Here is an 18,413-nt window from a genome sequence, read left to right as displayed (position 1 = left end):
TGCTCCGGTCAGCCGACGAGCTTGTCGAGTTCGCCGAGGTCCTCGTCGGACAGCTTGAGACCGGCCGCCGCGATGTTCTCCTCGAGGTGCGCCACGGTCTTCGTGCCCGGGATCAGCAGGACGGACGGCGAGCGGGCCAGCAGCCAGGCCAGGGCGACCTGGGCCCGGGTCGCGTTGTTGCGCTCGGCGACGCCGTCGAGGGTGCTCTCCTGCTCGTCGCTCGGGGCCATGCCCGGCGGCAGCTGGGACTTGTCCAGCCCCGGCCGCAGCATGCCGGCGGCGAGCGGGAAGTACGGCACGAACGCGATGCCGTTCTGCTCGCAGTGCTTGAGCACGTCCACCGACGCGCGGTCCAGCAGGTGGAAGCGGTTCTGCACGGACGCGACCGGAGCCTGCTTGCGGGCTTCTTCGAGCTGCTCGACGGTGACGCCGCTGAGGCCGAGGTTCCGGATCAGCCCGCGCTCGCGCAGCTTGACCAAGGCCTGGAAGGAGTCGGCGAAGGACGTCGACTCGTCGGGGAACATCAGGCCGTCGCCGCCGACCCGCAGGTACACCAGGTCGAGCACCCCCTTGCCCAGCCGCGCCAGGTTCTCCTCGACCTGGTCGCGCAGCGATTCGGGGGAGGCCACGGCGTTGAACGACTTCCACTCGTCGCGCTCGACACCGACCTTCGTCGCGACGACGATGTCCTCGCGGTAGGGCTCCAGCGCCTCGCGGATCAGCTCGTTGGCCACGTGGGGGCCGTAGGCGTCGCTGGTGTCGATGTGGTCGACGCCCAGCTCGACGGCCCGCCGGAGCACGGCGATCGCGGCGTCGTGGTCCTCCGGCGGCCCCCACACCATCTGGCCGGGCAGCTGCATGGCGCCGTAGCCCATGCGGTTGACGCTGACGCCCTCCGCCAGCTGCAGCCGTCCCGCCGCCGCGGCGTTAACTTCGTGACTCACTCTCAGCCCCTCTTCGTTGTGCGCGCACGCCCAATGCGGCGCGTTGGTTGATCCGGTCGTGCACGGAGGCGGTGGTGACCCCTCCGTCGGCGTGACGGTCGAGTTTTCCCCGGTTCACCAGGTCGTGCACCGCTTGCTTCGAAACCCCCAGCATGGCGCCGGCCACGGCGTAGGACACCGCGTGGGCACCGGGGTGCCCGGCGCGCCAGGCCACGACGACACCGAGCGGGGTCCGCCACCATTCGGCGGGCGGATCGAACGGCTCGTCGCCGGGGTAGAGGACGTGCACCAGGCGGATCGCCGTCCGCGTGGCGAGTTCCTCGTCCGTGCCCAGCATGTACGCCGCCCACGCCCCGGCCCGCTCGGCCATCCGGGACCGGACCGATTCCAGCTCCGATTCCAGCAGGACTTCCAGCGGGTCGAGCAAACGGGTTTCCGCCAGGGAGAGCATCTGCGCGGTCAGGTCGCTCCAAGTGGGAATTTCCATGTGCACAGCATCCCCCTAGGTCGATCGTCGAGAGGTGGTGCGGGGTCCTTGACTTCTGCCGTCAGTCTGGATAACACAGAAATCCCCCGTCATGCACCAGCTCCCTCGACTGCTCGACGAGAGCCAGTCTCTAGCATTTGACGATCGCCGTCAAGTACCGCGCGACGGCGGCGCGGCTTCCCCACCGTCACCGGCGGACGAGCACCGGCAGGCTCGAGAACCCGTACGAGCCCTGCCGCGCCCACAGCGCCGGCTCCGCGTCCGGATCGAGCCGGAACCGGTCCAGGTGGGGGTAGAGGGCGCGGAAGGCGAGGTCGACCTGCATGCGGGACAGCGCCGATCCCGGGCAGAAGTGCGGCCCCGCGCCGAAGGCGAGGTGGTCCATCACGTTCGTGCGGTCCAGGTCGAACACGTCCGGGCGGGGGAAGTGCCCGGGGTCGCGGTTCGCCGAACCGAGCAGCACGTGCACGAGCTGACCGGCGCCCACCGGGACGCCGTGCAGCACCATGTCCTCCTTCGCCCGGCGCAGCAGCCACTGGATCGGGCTGAACACCCGGAGGTACTCCTCGGCGAAGTCCGGGGTGCGCTCCGGGTCCGCGGTCAGCCGCGCGGCCAGCTCCGGGTCCGACAGCAGCAGGCGGAACCCGCCGGACAGCAGGTTCATCGTGGTCTCGTGCCCGGCGGCGACGAACGACCAGGCCAGGGTGGTCAGCTCGGTCCTGGTCATGTCCCCGGCCTCCTGCTGGACCACCAGCTCGCCGAGGATGTCGCCGCGGTTGGGCCGGCCGCGCCGGGCGGAGGCGAGTTCCTCCATGTAGTTGCCGAACTCGATGAGGTCCTCGAGGAAGCCCGGCACCTCGGACGGGTCCAGGCCGGCCGCCACGGCGAAGGCGTCCATCACCGCGCCCGACCACCGCCGCAGGTCGGCCTTGCGGTCGAGGGGCACGCCGAGCATCCCGCCGACCACCCGCAGCGGCAGCGGTTCGGCGAACGCCTCGACGAAGTCGACGCGGTCCTTGGTGAGCATGTCGGCGACCAGGCCGTCGATGATCTCCTTCACCCAGTCGCCGAGGGTGCCGACCAGCCGGGCGCTGAAGGAGCGGTTGGTCATCCGGCGCATCCGGGTGTGCTCGGGCGCGTCCCGGTTGACCAGCATGGGGAAGTTGAGCATGTCGTCGCGGCGGATCTGGGACGAGAACCGGTTCTTGTCCCGCAGCGCCATCGACACGTCGTCGTAGCGGCTCAGGACGTAGAAGTCCTCCCCCTCCCACGTCCCGTTCGGCACGAGGTGGACCGGTGCCTCCTCGCGCAGCCTCCGGTACAGCGGCCACGGGTTGAAGCGGTACTCCGGATCGGCGAGATCGATGGTCAGCGTGTCCACTTGAAACGTTCCTCCCGGCTGACGGCGGCCTTGACTGGCGAGGTTCAACGGCGCGTGGGCGGGTCGACGAACCCGCTGCGGACGTAGGCGTCGAGGTAGGTGTGCACGAGCCCGGTGTCCAGCGGCGGGCAGGTGACCCGGAGCGCGGCCCGCGTGGCGGCGGACTCCGAGCGGGGCAGCCGGACGTCGTCGACCGCGTCGTTGAGGAAGGGGATCAGGCCCAGCAGGGCCATCGTGCCCGACCGGCTGCCCACGATCCGGGAGCGCCACTGCTCGAACGGCAGCCGGGTCAGGCGGTAGCCGTACTCCTCGACCGCGTCGAAGAACTCCGGCCAGGACATCTCCGCGGGGTTGACCAGGTGGAACGTGCGGCCGCGCAGGTCGGGCCGGGTGGTCGCCTCGGCCATCGCCGCGGCCACGTAGTCGACAGGCGCGGGCTGCACGGGCATTTCCACGTGCTCGGGCGCGATCCCGGCCTCGACGCAGCCCTTGACCATCATGCTCAGGTGGTCCAGCCGGTTGAACGCGCCGGTCGTGCTGTGCCCGCCGGTGTTGATGCGGTGCACGGTGACCGGGACCCCGCGTTCGCCGGCGGTGCGGACGAGCCGCTCGGCCACCCACTTGCTCTGCGCGTACCCGACGACCAGGGAGCCGCTCGCGGTCAGGTCCACGGTTTCGTCGACGACGTCGGCGGCGTATTCGCGCGAGGAGAAGACGCCGACCGTGGAGGCGTAGTGGACCGGGCGCGGCGCGCCGACGGTCGCCAGCCGCAGGATCTCGCGCGTCCCGCCGACGTTGGCGGCTTCGAGGTTGCGGTACGGGTAGGTCCACTTCACCTGGGCGCCGCAGTGGACGATCTCCCCGGCCAGCTCGTGCAGCCCGGCGAACGTGCGTTCGTCCAGCCCCAGCAGCGGTTTCGTCAGATCGCCGGGCACCGGCCGGATGCGGGACCGGTGGGCCCCGGCGTCGAGGCCGTAGCGGTCGAGGTTGTCCAGCACCCGCCGCAGGGCGTGCGCTTCGTCCTCGGCCCGCACCAGGCAGTGCACCGGTCCCGGCCGCCGCGCCAGCAACTCGGCCAGCACGAACGCCCCGACGAAGCCGGTCGCCCCGGTCAGCAGCACGCCCTCCGGTGCGGACCCGGCCGGCGCGGGTGGCTCGTGCGCGGTGATCGACGGCTCGAGTTCGGCACGGCGGGCCATCTCGGCCACGGTCATGGGCTGCAGCCGGGCCCGCAGGGCGGCGGGGCCCGCCGGCTTGCCCGCCCGCGGGGCCGGACCGGACGTGGCGGGGCCCGCGCTCGTGCCCGTGCTCGTGCCGGCGGCGGTCTCGATCTCGGTGGCCACGAGCTCCGCGAGCGACGCGAGGCCGCTGTCGGTGAACAGGCTTTCCAGCGCCAGCGGCACCTTCAGGTCCCGCTCGACCGCCGTGCTGAACTCGGCCAGCATCAGCGAGTCGAAGAACATCGACAGCGGTGCGTGCTCGTCGATCTCGTCCCGGCCGGTGCGCAGGATCGCCGCGGCCAGCCGGACGAGGTGCTCGCACACCTGCCGGGCGCGCTCTTCCTTGCTCGCCGAGCGGAGCGCGCCGAGGTCGGGGCCGGGCACCACGGCGGCACCGCGGCCCGGCGCCAGCAGCCGTTCCAGCGCGGGCGCCGGGATCTCGGCGAACCGGACGCCGGACAGTTCCGCGACCGGGTCGCCCCGTTCGTCGGTGAGCACGAGGTCGCCGATCACCGTCCGGTCGGGCGCCGTGCGCGTCACGGCGCGGCAGCGGAACGTCCCGGCGGCCGCCGGGCGGTGGACGACGATGCGGTCGTAGCCGGTACCCAGCCGGACGTGCCGGTCGCGGTCCGGCCCGGTGGCCGCGGCGACGCCGACGAGTTGCACGCAGGCGTCGAGGAGCAGGAGGTCGGCGCGCACCCCGGCGCGGACACCCGCGGTGGCGGTGTCCGGGGCGACGAGCGTGCCCTCGCAGACGCCGGGGCCGCGGCGCGCGGTGCGGACGAGCCGGAAGCTGGGGCCGAGGTGGAAGGACGGGTGCCAGGCCTGTTCGTAGAAGCCGTCGTGGTCGAGCTCGGCGGCGCCGGACAGGCCGGCCGGCGGCACGTCCACGGCGGACCGGACGGCGGAATCGGCGGCCACGAGGTCGGCGCGCACGTGGACGTGCCACTCGCCCGACGCGTCCTCGCCGAAGACGCGGGCCGTCGCCCGCCCGTCCGCCACCGGGTCGACGACGACCTGGATGCGGCGCAGTTCGTCGTCCGCCAGCACCACCGGCCGGGAGAGCACCACGTCCTCGGCCACCGGCGCGCTGCCGAGCAGCCGTTCCCCGGCCTGCAGCAGGAGTTCCACGAGCACCACCCCGGGCACCACGAGCCGGCCGTACACCCGGTGCTCGTCCAGGAACGGTGTGGTGCGCAGGGACAGTTCGGTCTCCGCGATCGCGCCGCCGGTGGCGGGCAGGACGAACCGCGGCCGCAACGGCTCCCGGACCGGCTTCGGCGCGGTCGCGCCGGGCGTCCAGTAGGCCCGGCGCTGGAACGGGTACGTCGGGAAGTCCGCCGAGCGGGGCCGCGGCGGGTTCACCTTGTCCCACCGGACGTCGACGCCCCGGGTCCAGACCCCGGCCAGCTCCGTCAGCAGGGACCGGTACGGACGCGCGGTGCCGAGCGCGATGACGACCTCGGCCGGAGTCCCGGCCGCCGGTCGCGCGCCGGACCGGCGATCGAGCCAGAACTCCGCGGTCGCCGCGGCGGTCGCGGCCCGGCCGTCGAGCACGAGGTCGGTGCCCGGCCGCGTCAGCCGGATCCGGGCGAGGACCGCGGGGAACTCGGCCGCGGTCGCCGCGGCCAGTTTCGCGCCGTCTTCGACCGGGAACACGCCGGCGAGCGCGGCCGCCGCGAAGGCGCCGCGGCCGGTCCCGCTGATCACGTGGGGTTCGACACCGACCGATCGCCACCAGCCGCCGAGCGCGACGGCGGCACCGTACGCCGCGGCCGGGTCCGGGGAGTCCGCGCCGTCCACGGCGAACACCACCCTCGGCGCGCCCCGCTTGCCGCGGGCCGCGAGCCGGCCGGCGTCGTCGGCCACGGCGTTCAGCCCGGCGATCAGCTCGTCCGTCGTCTCCGCGACGACCGCGGCGCGGTGGTCGAGATCGGCCCGCCCGACCCCCATGGCCCAGGCGACCTCGGCCGGGTCCAGGTCCCGGTGCGCGCCGACGAACCCGGCGAGCCGGCCCGCCCCGGCCCGCAGCGCCGCGACGCCGGAACCGCTGACCTTGACGACCACGGGCGCGGCGGGCGCGGCGACCGGCGGCGCCGGCCGCTCCGGCCAGTTTTCGATGACGGCGTGGGCGTTGGTGCCGCCGAAGCCGAAGGAGGACACCCCGGCCACCCGCCGTTCGTCCGGCCATTCGGTCCGGTGCGTCGCCACGCGGACCGGCAGTTCGTCCCAGGTGACGGCGGGGTTGGGCTGCTTCAGGTTGAGGTGGGGCGGGATGAGTCCGGTGTGGACGGTGAGGATGGTTTTGATGAGGCCGGCGATGCCGGCGGCGGCTTCGAGGTGGCCGATGTTGGTTTTGACGGAGCCGACCAGTACGGGCCGGTCGGCGGGCCGGTTTTCGCCGAGGACGTTGGCGAGTGCGCGGAGTTCGATGGGGTCGCCGAGCGGGGTGCCCGTGCCGTGCGCTTCCACGTAGCCGACGTCGGCGGGATCGATCCCCGCCACCTCGAGAGCGCGGCGGATGACCTGCTGCTGGGCGGCGGGGTTCGGCACCGTGATCCCGGCGCTGTTGCCGTCCTGGTTGACGGCGGTGCCGCGGACGGCCGCGAGCACGGTGTCGTGGTCGGTGACGTCGGACTGTCGTTTGAGGACCACGACGCCGCAGCCTTCGCCGCGGACGTAGCCGTCGGCGGTGGCGTCGAAGGTGCGGCACGCTCCCTGAGGGGAGAGCATGCGGGCGCCGCAGAGCGCGACCCAGACGTCGGGGGACAGCAACAGGTTCACGCCGCCGACCAGCGCGATGTCGCACTCGTCGTTGCGCAGGCTCTGCACGGCGAGGTGCAAGGCGACCAGCGACGAGGAGCACGCGCTGTCCACGGCCATGCTGGGCCCCAGCAGACCCAGCTGGAACGACAGCCGGTTCGCGATGAAGTTGCCCGCGCAGCCGGTCGCGGCGTAGCCGTCCACGACACCCATGCCGCCGCCGATCCCGAGCCGTTCGAAGTCCGAGCCACCCGCACCCATGAACACGCCCGTGCGCGAGCCGCGCAACGAGTCCGGGGCGATGTTCGCGGACTCCAGGGCTTCCCAGGCCACTTCGAGCACGAGCCCCTGCTGGGGATCCATGCTCGCCGCTTCCCGCGGCGACACCCCGAACAGGCCTCCGTCGAAGCTCCCGACGCCGTCGACGAACCCGCCGTGGCGCGTGTAGATCCGGCCCGGCAGCCCCACCACGGGCGAGAACAACCCGTCGACGTCCCAGCGGCCAGCCGGGATCTCGCCGACGCCCGAGCGGCCTTCCCCCAGCAGTTCCCAGAAGTCCGGTACCCCGGTGCCGCCGGGGAACCGGCAGCCGGCACCCACCACGGCGATCGGCTCGTGCTGCCGGCGCCGGAGTTCGGCCACCTCGGCCTTGGCGGTCTTCAGTTCGATCAGCGCGCGCCGCACGACGTCTTCCCGGCTGCGCGACGCCACCGGCCCCCGGTCGAGTCCGCTCGCTGTGCTCATGGCCGCCTCCGTCACTCGGGTCTTTCCAACTCGGCTTCGAGCAGCCGCAACAACTCGTCCTCGGGCAGGCCGGCGAGTTCGGCCGACAGCCCGCCGGCCGGGTCGTCTCCGGTCGCGGGTGCGGGATCCTCCGCCGGCAGCAAGGGTTCGAGGATGTCGTGCACCAGGAAGCCCGCCAGCGCCGCCACGTTCGGGTACTCGAACGCGACCGTCGCGGGCAGCCGGACGCCGAGCGCGGCCTCCAGCCGGGTCTTCAGCTCGACGCTGGTGATCGAGTCCATGCCCGCGGTGAAGAAGCCGAGGTCCCGCTCCAGCGGGTCGGTCCCGTCCCGGCCGAGCACCGCCGCGGTCTCCCGCTGCACCAGCTCTTCGGCGAGCCGCAGCCGCGCGGTCGCGTTCGCGCCGCCGAGACGGTCAAGCAGCACCGTGTCGACGGCGCCGGCCGGCCCGGCCGGCTCCGGGTCGAGGTCGGCCAGCAGTGGCCGGTCCCGCTTGGCGGACAGCACCGGCCGGAACCGCGCCCAGTCGACCGGCGCGACGGTGAGCTGCACCCGGGACGAGCCCAGCAGCCGGTCGAAGGCGTCGAGCCCCTCCTCGTCCGGCAGCACGCTCAGTCCCATCGCCTCGAAGTAGCCGGCGTGGTGGGCGGCCATTTCGCTGTCGGACCACCAGCCCCAGTTGACGGCGAGACCGGGGAGCCCGCGGCGGACGCGGTCGTGGGCCATGACGTCGAGGAAGTAGTTCGCGGCGACGTAGTGACCGGCCAGCGCCGAACCCCACACCGACGACGCCGAGGAGAACATCACGAAGAAGTCCAGCCGGCTGCCCGCGGTCACCGCGTCCAGCACCAGCGTGCCCTCGACCTTGGCCCGCAGCACGTCCCGGAAGTCCGGCCAGGTCATCGCGTCGATCGGGACGGGGGTGAAGACACCCGCCGCGTGCACCACGCCCCGGATCTCCGGCCACGGTGTTCCGGCGGTGTCGAACAGGGCCGCCATCGCGGGGGTGTCGGCGACGTCCGCGTCCGGGAGGTGGACGGTGACGCCGGAGCCGGCCAGTTCCCGGAGGAGCTGCGCGGCCCGGCCGGTGGGCGGTCGCCGGCCGAGCAGCACTAGGTGCCGCGCGCCGCGGGCGGCCAGCCGCTTCGCGATCCGCAGCCCGAGCGCGCCCCGGCCGCCGGTGACGAGGTACGCGGCCGAGGGGTCGAGGGCGTCCGGAGCGGGCGCGGGCAGCCGCTCGGCGCGTTCCAGGCGGGCGACCAGCCGGTCCCCGTCGCGGTAGGCCACCTGGTCCTCGCCGTCGCTGCAGAGCAGCTCGGCGACGATCGCGGCGGCGTGGGAATCGGCGTCCGGCTCGGCGGGGTCCAGGTCGATCAGCCCGCCCCAGGTTTCCGGGTGCTCCAGCGCCACCACCCGGCCCAGGCCCCACGCCGGGGTCTGGGCGGGCGTCGCGGCGGCGTGCCCGGCGGCGACCCCGCCGCTGGTCACCGCCCACAACCGGCCCGTCGTGATGGTGCCGGGAGCGGCGAGCAGCGGGCCGCAGGCGGCGGAGAGCGCCCGGTCCAGGTCGGCACCGGGACCGTCGACGGCCCCGGCGTCGAGGGCGCCGAGGTGCACGACCCCGTTGACGTCGGGGGTCGCGGCCAGGACTTCGGCCAGCCGCGCCCGCGTCGCGGCCAGGTCCGGTTCGGCCGTCGCCGCCGTCTCGATGACGAGGGAGGTGTGCCCGGCGGCGGCGAGGTGGGCCGCGACCCGGCCGGCGATCCCGCGGTGGTCGGCGAGCAGCACCCAGGTGCCCCCGTCGGGTTCGCGGACCCCGGCGGTCAGCTTGCGCGCCCGCCAGCGGATCTCGTAGACGTCCCGCTCCAGTGCTTCTTCCGGCCGGTCGGGCGTGCGCCGGGAGGGCAGCCAGTGCCGGGTGCGCACCCACTGCCGGGGCGGGAGGGGCGCCCGCCGGCCCGGCGCGGTCAGCGCGCCGTGGTCCAGGGCGTGTCCCAGGACGTGCAGGCCACCCGCCGCGTCCAGCATGGTTTCGCGGGGATCCTGGCCCGCCCGCATGGAGGCCAGCACGGTGGCGTCGGGAAGGGTCTGGCCGACGGCGGTGCCCAGGACGGCGTGCGGGCCGACTTCGACGACGGTGGTGGCGCGCCGGCCGGCCGCGGCGTGCAGGGCGTCGCGGAAGAGCACCGGCCGCAGGATGTTGTCCGCCCAGTAGCCGGCGGTGAACGCCTCCGGCCCGGCCGGTCCACCGTGGACGGTCGAGAAGACGGGCAGCCGCACCGGGGCGGGCACCAGGTCGCCGAGCTGTTCGAGCAGGCCGGCGGCGGCCGGCCGCATCAGCGGGGTGTGGAACGCGTAGTGCGGCGCGACGATGCGCCAGAGGACGCCCCGTCCGGCCACCTGCGCGCGCAGGTCGTCGAGGGCGGCCCGGTCCCCGGCCACGACGGTGCCGGCCGGGCTGTTGATCGCCGCGACGTGCAGGCGCCCGGCGAAGGGCCGGAGGAGCTCGGCGACCGTTTCGGCGGGCAGGCCCACCGCCGCCATGGCGCCGAGCCCCCTCGTCGAGGCCATCGCCTCGGCCCGGCGCACCACGATGCGCAGCGCGGTCCGCAGGTCGAACGCGCCCGCGGTGTGCGCGGCGGCGATCTCGCCGACGCTGTGCCCGATCACCGCGTCGGGCACCACGCCCCGATGCCGCCACAGCGCGCTCAGCGCCGCCTGCACCGCGAAGATCGCGGGCTGGGCGTAGGTCGTGTCGTCCATCCGGGACGCTTCGCGCGGCGCCGTCAGCTCGTCGAGCAGTGACCACCCCGCCAGCTCGCGGACGGTTGCGTCACACGATTCGAGCACCCCGCGGGCCGTCGGGTCGGCCAGCAGGCCGGCGCCCATCGCGGGCCACTGCGCGCCCTGTCCACTGTAGACGAACACCAGCCCGGCCCGGTCCTCCGGCGCGGCGGCCCGGCCGGTGCGGGCGGCCGGCCCGGTCAGCCGGTCGGCGGCCTCGGCCGCGGACCGGGCGACCACGGCCGTCCGGTACGGCAGGTGACGGCGGTGCGCGGCCGCGGTCCGGGCGATGTCCCGCCAGTCCGCGTCGGCCCGGCGCAGGTACTCGCCGTAGGCGGCCACGGTGGCATCGCGTCCCGCGGCCGTCGCCGCCGACACGACGAGCAGTTCCGGCGCCGGCGGCCCGGGATCGGCGACCGGAGCCGGTGCGGGCGCCTCGGCCAGCACGGCGTGGGCGTTCGTGCCGCTGAAGCCGAACGAGCTGAGCCCGGCGAGCCGGGGCCGGTCGGACGCCCACTCGGTGAGTTCCGTGGGCACGGTCACCGGCAGCCCGCTCCAGTCGACGTGCGGGCTGGGCTCCCGGAAGTGCAGGTGCGGCGGCACCTGGCGGTGGTGCAGGGCGAGGGCGACCTTGATCAGGCCGCAGACCCCCGCGGCCGCCTCCAGGTGGCCCACGTTGGTCTTGACCGACCCCACCAGCAGCGGCGGTGCGCCGTCGTCCGGTCGCAGCGAGTCGGCCAGCGCGGTCAGCTCCATGGGGTCGCCGAGCGGTGTTCCGGTGCCGTGCGCCTCGACGTAGCCGATCGTGCCGGCGTCTGCCCCGGCGTCCGCCAGCGCGGCGCGGATCACCTCGCGCTGCGCCGTGCCGTTGGGCACGGTCAGCCCGGCGCTGCGGCCGTCCTGGTTGACCGCGGTGCCGCGCAGCACGGCCCAGATCCGGTCACCCGCCGCCTGGGCGTCCGACAGCCGCTTGAGGACGACCACGCCGCACCCTTCGCCGCGGCCGTACCCGTCCGCGGACGCGTCGAACGTCTTGCACCGGCCGTCGGCCGACAACGCGTTCATCTTCGCCAGGCTGGTCGTGGTGGTGGCCGACAGCATGAGGTTCACGCCGCCGACCAGCGCCAGGTCGGACTCGCCCGACCGCAGGCTGCGCGCGGCCAGGTGCGCGGCCACCAGCGAAGACGAGCAGGCGGTGTCGATCGCCACGGCGGGTCCGGTCAGCCCGAGCAGGAAGGACAGCCGGCCCGCGGCGACGCTGAAGGTGTTGCCGGTGGCGGCGTAGGCGTCGATGTCGACCGCCCCGTCCGCGGCGAGCAGCTGCAGGTAGTCGGACGTGTTGATGCCGACGAACACCGACGTGGCCGAGTTCTCCAGCACGCCGGTCGGGACGCCCGCGTCGTCGATGGCTTCGTGCGCGACCTCGAGCAGCAGGCGCTGCTGCGGGTCCATGCCGCGTGCCTCGCGCGGGGAGATGCCGAAGGCGTCCGCGTCGAACTCGTCGACGGCGACGTCGAGGAAGCCGCCGCGCGCGCCGGACCAGCCCCGGCCCGGCGGGACCTCGCCGATCGCGTCCCGTCCTTCGGCCAGCAGCCGCCAGAACGCCGCCGGATCGTCGGCCCCGCCGGGGAACCGGCAGGCCATGCCGACGATCGCCAGCGGCTCGGCCTCGGTGCCGGCCGGACGGCGGCGCACCGGCCCGGCCCGGTCCTGCCCGGTCAGGAACGCGGCGAGCCTGCCGAGCGTCGGGTGTTCGAACACCGCGGTGGCCGGGATCGGCCGGCCGAGCCGGGTCTCCAGCCGGTCGCGCAGTTCGGTGACCATCATCGAGGTCAACCCGAGGTCGAACAGGCCGACGTCGGGGTCCACCACCTCGTCCGACCCGGTGAGCGCGGCGAGTTCCCCGCGCAGCCAGTCCATCAGCTCGCCCGCACGGGGCCGGGTTTCGCGGGGCTCGGTCACCGGCTCCGGCACGGCCTGCGGACGCCGGCCGGTGGCCGGTGCCGGCCGCGGGGAGGCGGTGGTCCGCTGGAACGCGTACGTGGGCAGCTTGGCCGGCCGGTCCGGGCGCGGGTTGACCGCGGTCCAGTCGACGCTCACCCCGTTCACCCAGGCGCGGCCCAGTGCCGTCAGCATCGCGCGGTGTCCGCCGGGGACGCGGCCGGACAGGGTGGCGACACCGTGCAGCCGCTGTCCCGCGTCCTCGGCCGTGCCGGCGGCCGGCGGGAGCAGGCTGCCGGGCCCGAGTTCGACCAGCGTGGTGACGCGGTGCGCCAGGAGCGTGCGGACCGCCGCGTCGAACCGGATCGGCTCGCGCAGGTGCCGGACCCAGTATTCGGCCGTGGTGACCTCGTCGCCGGCCACCCGGCCGGAGGCGTCCGAGACCAGGAGCGACCGCGGTGGCCGCAGCGTGGTCCCGGCGACGGCCTCGCCGAACTTCGCCAGCGCGGGTTCCATCAGCGTGGAGTGGAAGGCGTGGGACACCGGCAGCCGGACGACCCGGACGCCGCGCGCCGCCAGCTCGGCCACGACCGTGTCGACCTGCGCCGCCGGGCCGGAGAGCACGGTGGCGCGGGGCGAGTTGTACGCGGCGATCTCGACGGCACCGGATCTGACCTGCGGCAGTTCGGTCACTTCCGCGGCCGGGGCGAGCACGGCCGCCATGCCGCCCGGGGCGAGGTCGCCGACGAGCCGTCCGCGTTCCGCGACCAGCCGGGCGCCGTCTTCGAGGGACAGCACGCCGGCCAGCGCGGCCGCGGGGTACGCCCCGACGCTGTGGCCCAGCACCAGCTCGGGAGCCACGCCGACCGACTGCCACCAGCGGCCGAGCGCGACGGCCAAGGCGTACAGCGCGGGCTGGGCCACGCGGGTGTCGGCGAGCGCGGCGTCGTACTCGGGGCCCCGGTGCACCAGGACCGACAGCGGCAGCTCGGCGACGCCGCCGAGCGCGTCGAGGACCTCGGTGACGACGGGAACGCGGCCGTGGACGTCGGCGAGCAGCCCGACGACCGGCACGCCGTGCCCGGGAGCCAGGAACGCCACGCGCGGCACCGCGCCGGCCGGCTTGCGCCCCTGCACCACCCCGGGCGCACCGCGACCCTCGGCGACGGCGCGCAGGCCCGACACGAGTTCGTCGCCCGACGCCGCCACCACGACCGCTCGCTCGGCGAGGTCGGCCCGGCCGACACCCGCCGTCCAGGCGACACCCGCGAGGTCCAGGGATCGCTCGGCCTCGGCGTACGCCGCCAGCCGCGCCGCCTGGGCGCGCAGTGCCGGCGCGTCGGCGCCCGCCACCTTGACCAGTACCGGTCCAGCGTTCACGACCCGGCTACCACCCTTCCGCGACGGCGTTTTCGATGATGGCGTGGGCGTTGGTGCCGCCGAAGCCGAAGGACGACACGCCGGCGACGCGGCGACGGTCCTGCCACACGGCCGGCTCGACCGGTACGCGGACCGGCAGTTCGGCCCAGCTGACGGCGGGATTCGGCCGGCTCAGGTTGAGGTGGGGCGGGATGAGTCCGTAGTGGACGGTGAGGACGGTCTTGATGAGGCCGGCGATGCCGGCGGCGGCTTCGAGGTGGCCGATGTTGGTTTTGACGGAGCCGACCAGTACGGGCCGGTCGGCGGGCCGGTCTTCACCGAGGACGTTCGCGAGTGCGCGGAGTTCGATGGGGTCGCCGAGCGGGGTGCCCGTGCCGTGCGCCTCCACGTATCCCACGTCGGACGGCGCAACGCCCGCCCGGCGCAGCGCGCTCCGGATCACGTCCTGCTGGGCGGCTCCGTTGGGCGCGGTCAACCCGTTGCTGCGACCGTCGTGGTTGACCGCGGTGCCGCGGATCACCGCCAGGACGGTGTCGTCGGCGGTGACGTCGGACTGTCGTTTGAGGACGATGACACCGCAGCCTTCGCCGCGGACGTACCCGTCGGCGGACGCGTCGAAGGTGCGGCACGCTCCCTGCGGGGAGAGCATGCGGGCGCCGCAGAGGGCGATCCAGACGTCGGGGGAGAGCAACAGGTTCACGCCCCCGGCCAGGGCGAGGTCGCACTCGCCGTCGCGCAGGCTCTGCACCGCCAGGTGGACGGCGACCAGCGACGACGAGCAAGCCGTGTCGAGACTCAGGCTCGGCCCCATCAGGCCCAGCTCGAACGACAGCCGGTTCGCGACGAAGTTGACCGCGCTCCCCGAGGCCGCATACCCGTCGAGCGCGGCGACCCCGATCCGTTCGAAGTCCGAGCCGCCCACGCCCATGAACACGCCCGTGCGGGACCCCCGCAGCGAATCGGGGGCCACGTTCGCGGCTTCCAGGGCTTCCCAGGCCACTTCGAGCACGAGCCCCTGTTGCGGGTCCATGCTCGCCGCTTCCCGCGGCGACACGCCGAACAAGTCCCGGTCGAAGCTCCCGGCGCCGTCGACGAACCCGCCGTGGCGCGTGTAGACCTTGCCCGGCGAGCCGACTTCGGGCGAGAACAGGCTGTCGACGTCCCAGCGGCCGGCGGGCATCTCGCCGACACCCGAGCCGCCCCCGGCGAGCAGGTCCCAGAAACCGTCCGCACCGGTACCTGCGGCGGTACCGGGGAAGCGGCACCCCACCCCGACCACGGCGATCGGTTCCGTCGTGGCGGCGGTGCCGGTGCGGGCCCGCGCGGGAGCCCGCGAAGGCGCGGCGCCGGTCGCCAGCGCGCGCACCGCGTCCGAAAGGGACTCGTGGTCCCAGGCGAACGTGGCGGGCACTTCGGTGCCGAGCCAGTCGGACAGGTCGGCCGCCAGCGCGGCCGCGTGCACCGAGCCCAGGCCGTGGTCGGTGAGCGGACGGCCGAGGTCGATCTCCTCCACCGGCCGGCCGGCGTGGCGGGCGACGTACTGCCGGACGCGCGTCTCGATTTCGTCGGCGGGCCGGTCCGCCGCCACCGCCGCCGCGGCGGGCCGGACCGGAGCCGCCCGCTCGGTCACGCGCTCGCGGGGCCGCACCTCGGCGAGTGCGCCCCTGAGGTAGTCGGCCCGGCACGCCTTGCGCCGCACCTTCCCGCTGGACGTGAGGGGGATCTTGCGGGGCGGCACGAGCACCAGCCGGTGGATCCCCAGGCCGTGCTCCTCCTGCACCGCGTGGCGGATGGCGGACGTGATCGCCGCCAGCTCGTCCGCGCTCACCCTCGGGCGCGCCGCTTCCTGGACGACGACCAGGCGTTCCTCACCGTCGGCGTCGACGGCGAACGCGGCCGCACGGGTGGCGGCCAGCAAGGGGTGGCTGCGCACGGAGGTCGCCTCGACGTCCTGCGGGTAGACGTTGCGGCCCTGGAAGATCATCAGGTCGCCGGCGCGTCCGGTGACGAACAGCTCGCCTTCCACGAACCCGCCGAGATCGCCGGTGCGCAGGTACGGGCCGGTGCCGTCGGCGAGCCTGCCGCCGAACGTCCGCGCCGTCGCCTGCTCGTTGCCGAAGTAACCGGACGACACGCTCGGCCCGCGCGCCCAGATCTCCCCGATCCGCCCCTCCGGCACCGGCTGCCGGGTGTCCCGGTCGACGATCACGACGTCGAGGCCCTCCGCGACCGCCCCGGAACCGACCAGCGCGACCGCCGTACCCGCGCTCTCGGGCAGGCGCACCTGCCCGGTCTCCAGCGCCGGCTTGGACACCAGCCGGACCTTCGGGCCGTCCCCGGTGGGGGTGCCGGACACCACCAGGGTGCCTTCGGCGAGGCCGTAGCAGGGGTAGAAGGCCGAGCGCCGGAAACCGCACCGCGCGAAGGCGGCGGCGAACCGGTCGAGCACGTCGGCCCGGATCGGCTCGGCCCCGTTGAGCGCGCACGTCCAGCTGGACAGGTCGAGGCGGTCCTTGCTGTCCTCGCCGACGCGGTCGCAGCACAGGTCGTAGGAGAACGTCGGCCCGGGGCTCGCGGTCGCCCGGAACCGGGTCACCGCGTCCAGCCAGCGGACCGGGTCGCGCAGGAAGGCCAGCGGCGACATCAGCGCCATCGGAAACCCGGTGTAGAGCGGGAAAACGACGCCGCCGATCAGGCCCATGTCGTGGTAGGGCGGGAGCCAGCTCACCGCGGAACTGTCCACGCTGAAGCCGAATGACCGCTCCGCGGTCTTCGAGTTGGCCACCAGGTTGCCGTGGGAGACCATGACGCCCTTCGGGTCGGCCGTCGAACCCGAGGTGTACTGGAGGAAGGCCACGTCTTCGGCGCGGCCGCGGCCGTCGTCGGTCCAGTCGTCCTGCCGCCCGTCGACCACGTCGCCGGTCGCGACCAGGCGGGGCAGCAGGCTCAACCGGTCCTCGCCCCCGGACGGGATGGCGTGGGGGCCGCCGAGCACGAGCAACCGCGCGTCGGCGTCGCGTGCGATGGCCTCGATGCGTCCGGCGTGCCGCGAGTTGGCCGACGGGTAGGCCGGCACCGCGATCCGGCGCGCGTACAGGCAGCCGAAGAAGTAGGCCAGGTATTCCGGTCCGGGCGGGCACAGCAGCAGCACGCGGTCACCGGGAACGGTGTGCTCGCCGAGCGTGACGGCCACGGCGCGGGCCCAGGCGTCGAGCCGGCCGTACGACAGCTCGGAAACCACGGTCTCGCCGGTGTCGGGGTACTCCAGGAACCGGAACCCGATCCGGTCGGGGCGCTCCGCCGCGTGCCGGCGAAGCACATCAGTGATCGTCTCAGGCTGCATCGAGAGTGGACCCATCCGTCCGGTCGCGGGCTGCTGTCCCGAAGGTCGTTCAGCGTCCCAAGCTAACCGTGGGCCCGGCCGCCGATCCGCCTCTGTCAGCAAGTTGCAGTGCGGCTCGCCCCGGCGCCGACGGCGGGCGTCAGCTTGCTGTCACGTCCCCGGTGTGCCGGTGGCACCGTGGCAACGTGCTCCGGCGCAAGGGATTCGTGTGCCCGGATTGGGAGGCAGCTGTGGCCGAGGCCAGCAACGGCGAAGTGCGGACCGGATTCTCCTCGTTGCGGCGCGGCGGCCTGAACTGGGATTCGTTCCCGCTGCGCCTGTTCGCCAAGGGGAACAGCAAGTTCTGGAACCCGGCCGACATCGATTTCAGCCGCGACGCCGAGGACTGGGCCGCGCTGACCGACGAGGAGCGGCGCTCGGCGACCTACCTGTGCGCCCAGTTCGTCGCGGGCGAGGAGGCGGTGACCGAGGACATCCAGCCGTTCATGAAGGCCATGTCGGCCACCGGCCGGTTCGGCGACGAGATGTACCTCAGCCAGTTCTGCTTCGAGGAGGCCCGGCACACGGAGGTCTTCCGCCGCTGGATGGACGCGGTGGGGCTCACCGAGGACCTGCACCCGTTCGTCGCCGACAACCCGCACTACCGGAAGTTGTTCTACGAGGAGCTGCCCGGTTCACTGCAGCTGCTGGAGTCCGACCCGAGCCCGGTCAACCAGGTCCGGGCCAGCGTGACGTACAACCACGTCATCGAGGGCAGCCTGGCGCTGACCGGCTACTACGCCTGGCAGAAGATCTGCGTCACCCGCGACATCCTGCCGGGCATGCGCGAGCTGATCCGCCGGATCGGCGACGACGAACGCCGGCACATGGCGTGGGGCACTTTCACCTGCCGCCGGCACGTGGCCGCCGACGAGAAGAACTGGGACGCCGTGCAGCAGCGGATGTGGGAGCTGCTGCCGCACGCGCTGAACATGATCGAGTGGGTCAACGCGCAGTTCGAGGTGCCGAGGCCGTTCGACGTGGATCCCGAGGAGTACCTGGGTTTCGCGGCGCAACGCGCTCAGCGCCGGCTCGGCGCGATCGAGTCGGCCCTCGGCGTCCCGCTCGAGCGGATCGACGTCGACTACTCGCCCGAGGTGCTCGAGGACAGCTTCGGGGAAGAGGACGCGAAGCTCTTGGAAGAGGCCAGGAAAGTCGAAGCCTGAGGCTCTTCGACAAGCCTGCGGTGGTGCTCCGGTCGGCCGCCGACGCTGTCCTGCCCGCCGCGAAGAGGGTCACGGCCGCCACCGGGACCGCCGCGAACCGGGTGCGCGGCCGGAGAACTCCGGCGGATCGCGGGTCAGCGCGGTCCGCCCGGCGGGGCCCACCGGGCGCGCTCTTCCAGTGCCGTGGCCGCCCGGGCGCACCCGCCCGCCTGCTCGATCTGC

7 protein-coding genes are annotated in these 18,413 nt (G+C 74.1%); 1 reads left to right on the top strand and 6 read right to left on the bottom strand.

Features of this window, described 5'->3' with window-relative positions:
* Positions 1–8: 8 nt before the first annotated feature.
* From CCN39_RS12350 to CCN39_RS12325, 6 genes are all read right to left on the bottom strand, one after another.
* Positions 9–944: an oxidoreductase gene (locus CCN39_RS12350; protein WP_279629573.1), complete on the bottom strand. Its 936-nt coding sequence runs from the start codon at positions 942–944 to the stop codon at positions 9–11.
* Positions 928–1,431, bottom strand: a complete 504-nt coding sequence (locus CCN39_RS12345; RefSeq protein ID WP_086841480.1) for a hypothetical protein — start codon at positions 1,429–1,431, stop codon at positions 928–930. Before CCN39_RS12345 ends, CCN39_RS12350 begins: the two co-directional genes overlap by 17 nt.
* Before the next feature lie 187 nt (positions 1,432–1,618).
* Positions 1,619–2,812 carry a cytochrome P450 gene (locus CCN39_RS12340; RefSeq protein WP_086841479.1) on the bottom strand — a complete coding sequence of 398 codons (1,194 nt, stop codon included), beginning with the start codon at positions 2,810–2,812 and terminating at the stop codon, positions 1,619–1,621.
* A gap of 44 nt (positions 2,813–2,856) precedes the next feature.
* Complete coding sequence (locus CCN39_RS12335; RefSeq protein WP_086841477.1) at positions 2,857–7,539, bottom strand: thioester reductase domain-containing protein; 4,683 nt, start codon at positions 7,537–7,539, stop codon at positions 2,857–2,859.
* 11 nt (positions 7,540–7,550) lie between these two features.
* Positions 7,551–13,643: a type I polyketide synthase gene (locus tag CCN39_RS12330; protein WP_086841475.1), complete on the bottom strand. Its 6,093-nt coding sequence runs from the start codon at positions 13,641–13,643 to the stop codon at positions 7,551–7,553.
* A gap of 7 nt (positions 13,644–13,650) precedes the next feature.
* Complete coding sequence (locus CCN39_RS12325) at positions 13,651–16,962, bottom strand: beta-ketoacyl synthase N-terminal-like domain-containing protein (RefSeq protein WP_158104500.1); 3,312 nt, start codon at positions 16,960–16,962, stop codon at positions 13,651–13,653.
* Between the two features lie 254 nt (positions 16,963–17,216).
* On the opposite strand from CCN39_RS12325, the gene CCN39_RS12320 reads away from it, so the two are divergent.
* A complete protein-coding gene (locus CCN39_RS12320) occupies positions 17,217–18,191 on the top strand; it encodes a R2-like ligand-binding oxidase (protein WP_086841472.1) in 975 nt (324 codons plus the stop codon).
* The last annotated feature ends 222 nt before the right edge of the window (positions 18,192–18,413 follow it).

The organism is Amycolatopsis kentuckyensis (assembly GCF_002155975.1).
Classification (GTDB): Bacteria; Actinomycetota; Actinomycetes; order Mycobacteriales; family Pseudonocardiaceae; genus Amycolatopsis; species Amycolatopsis kentuckyensis.
This window is presented reverse-complemented; position numbering and strand designations above follow the sequence as displayed.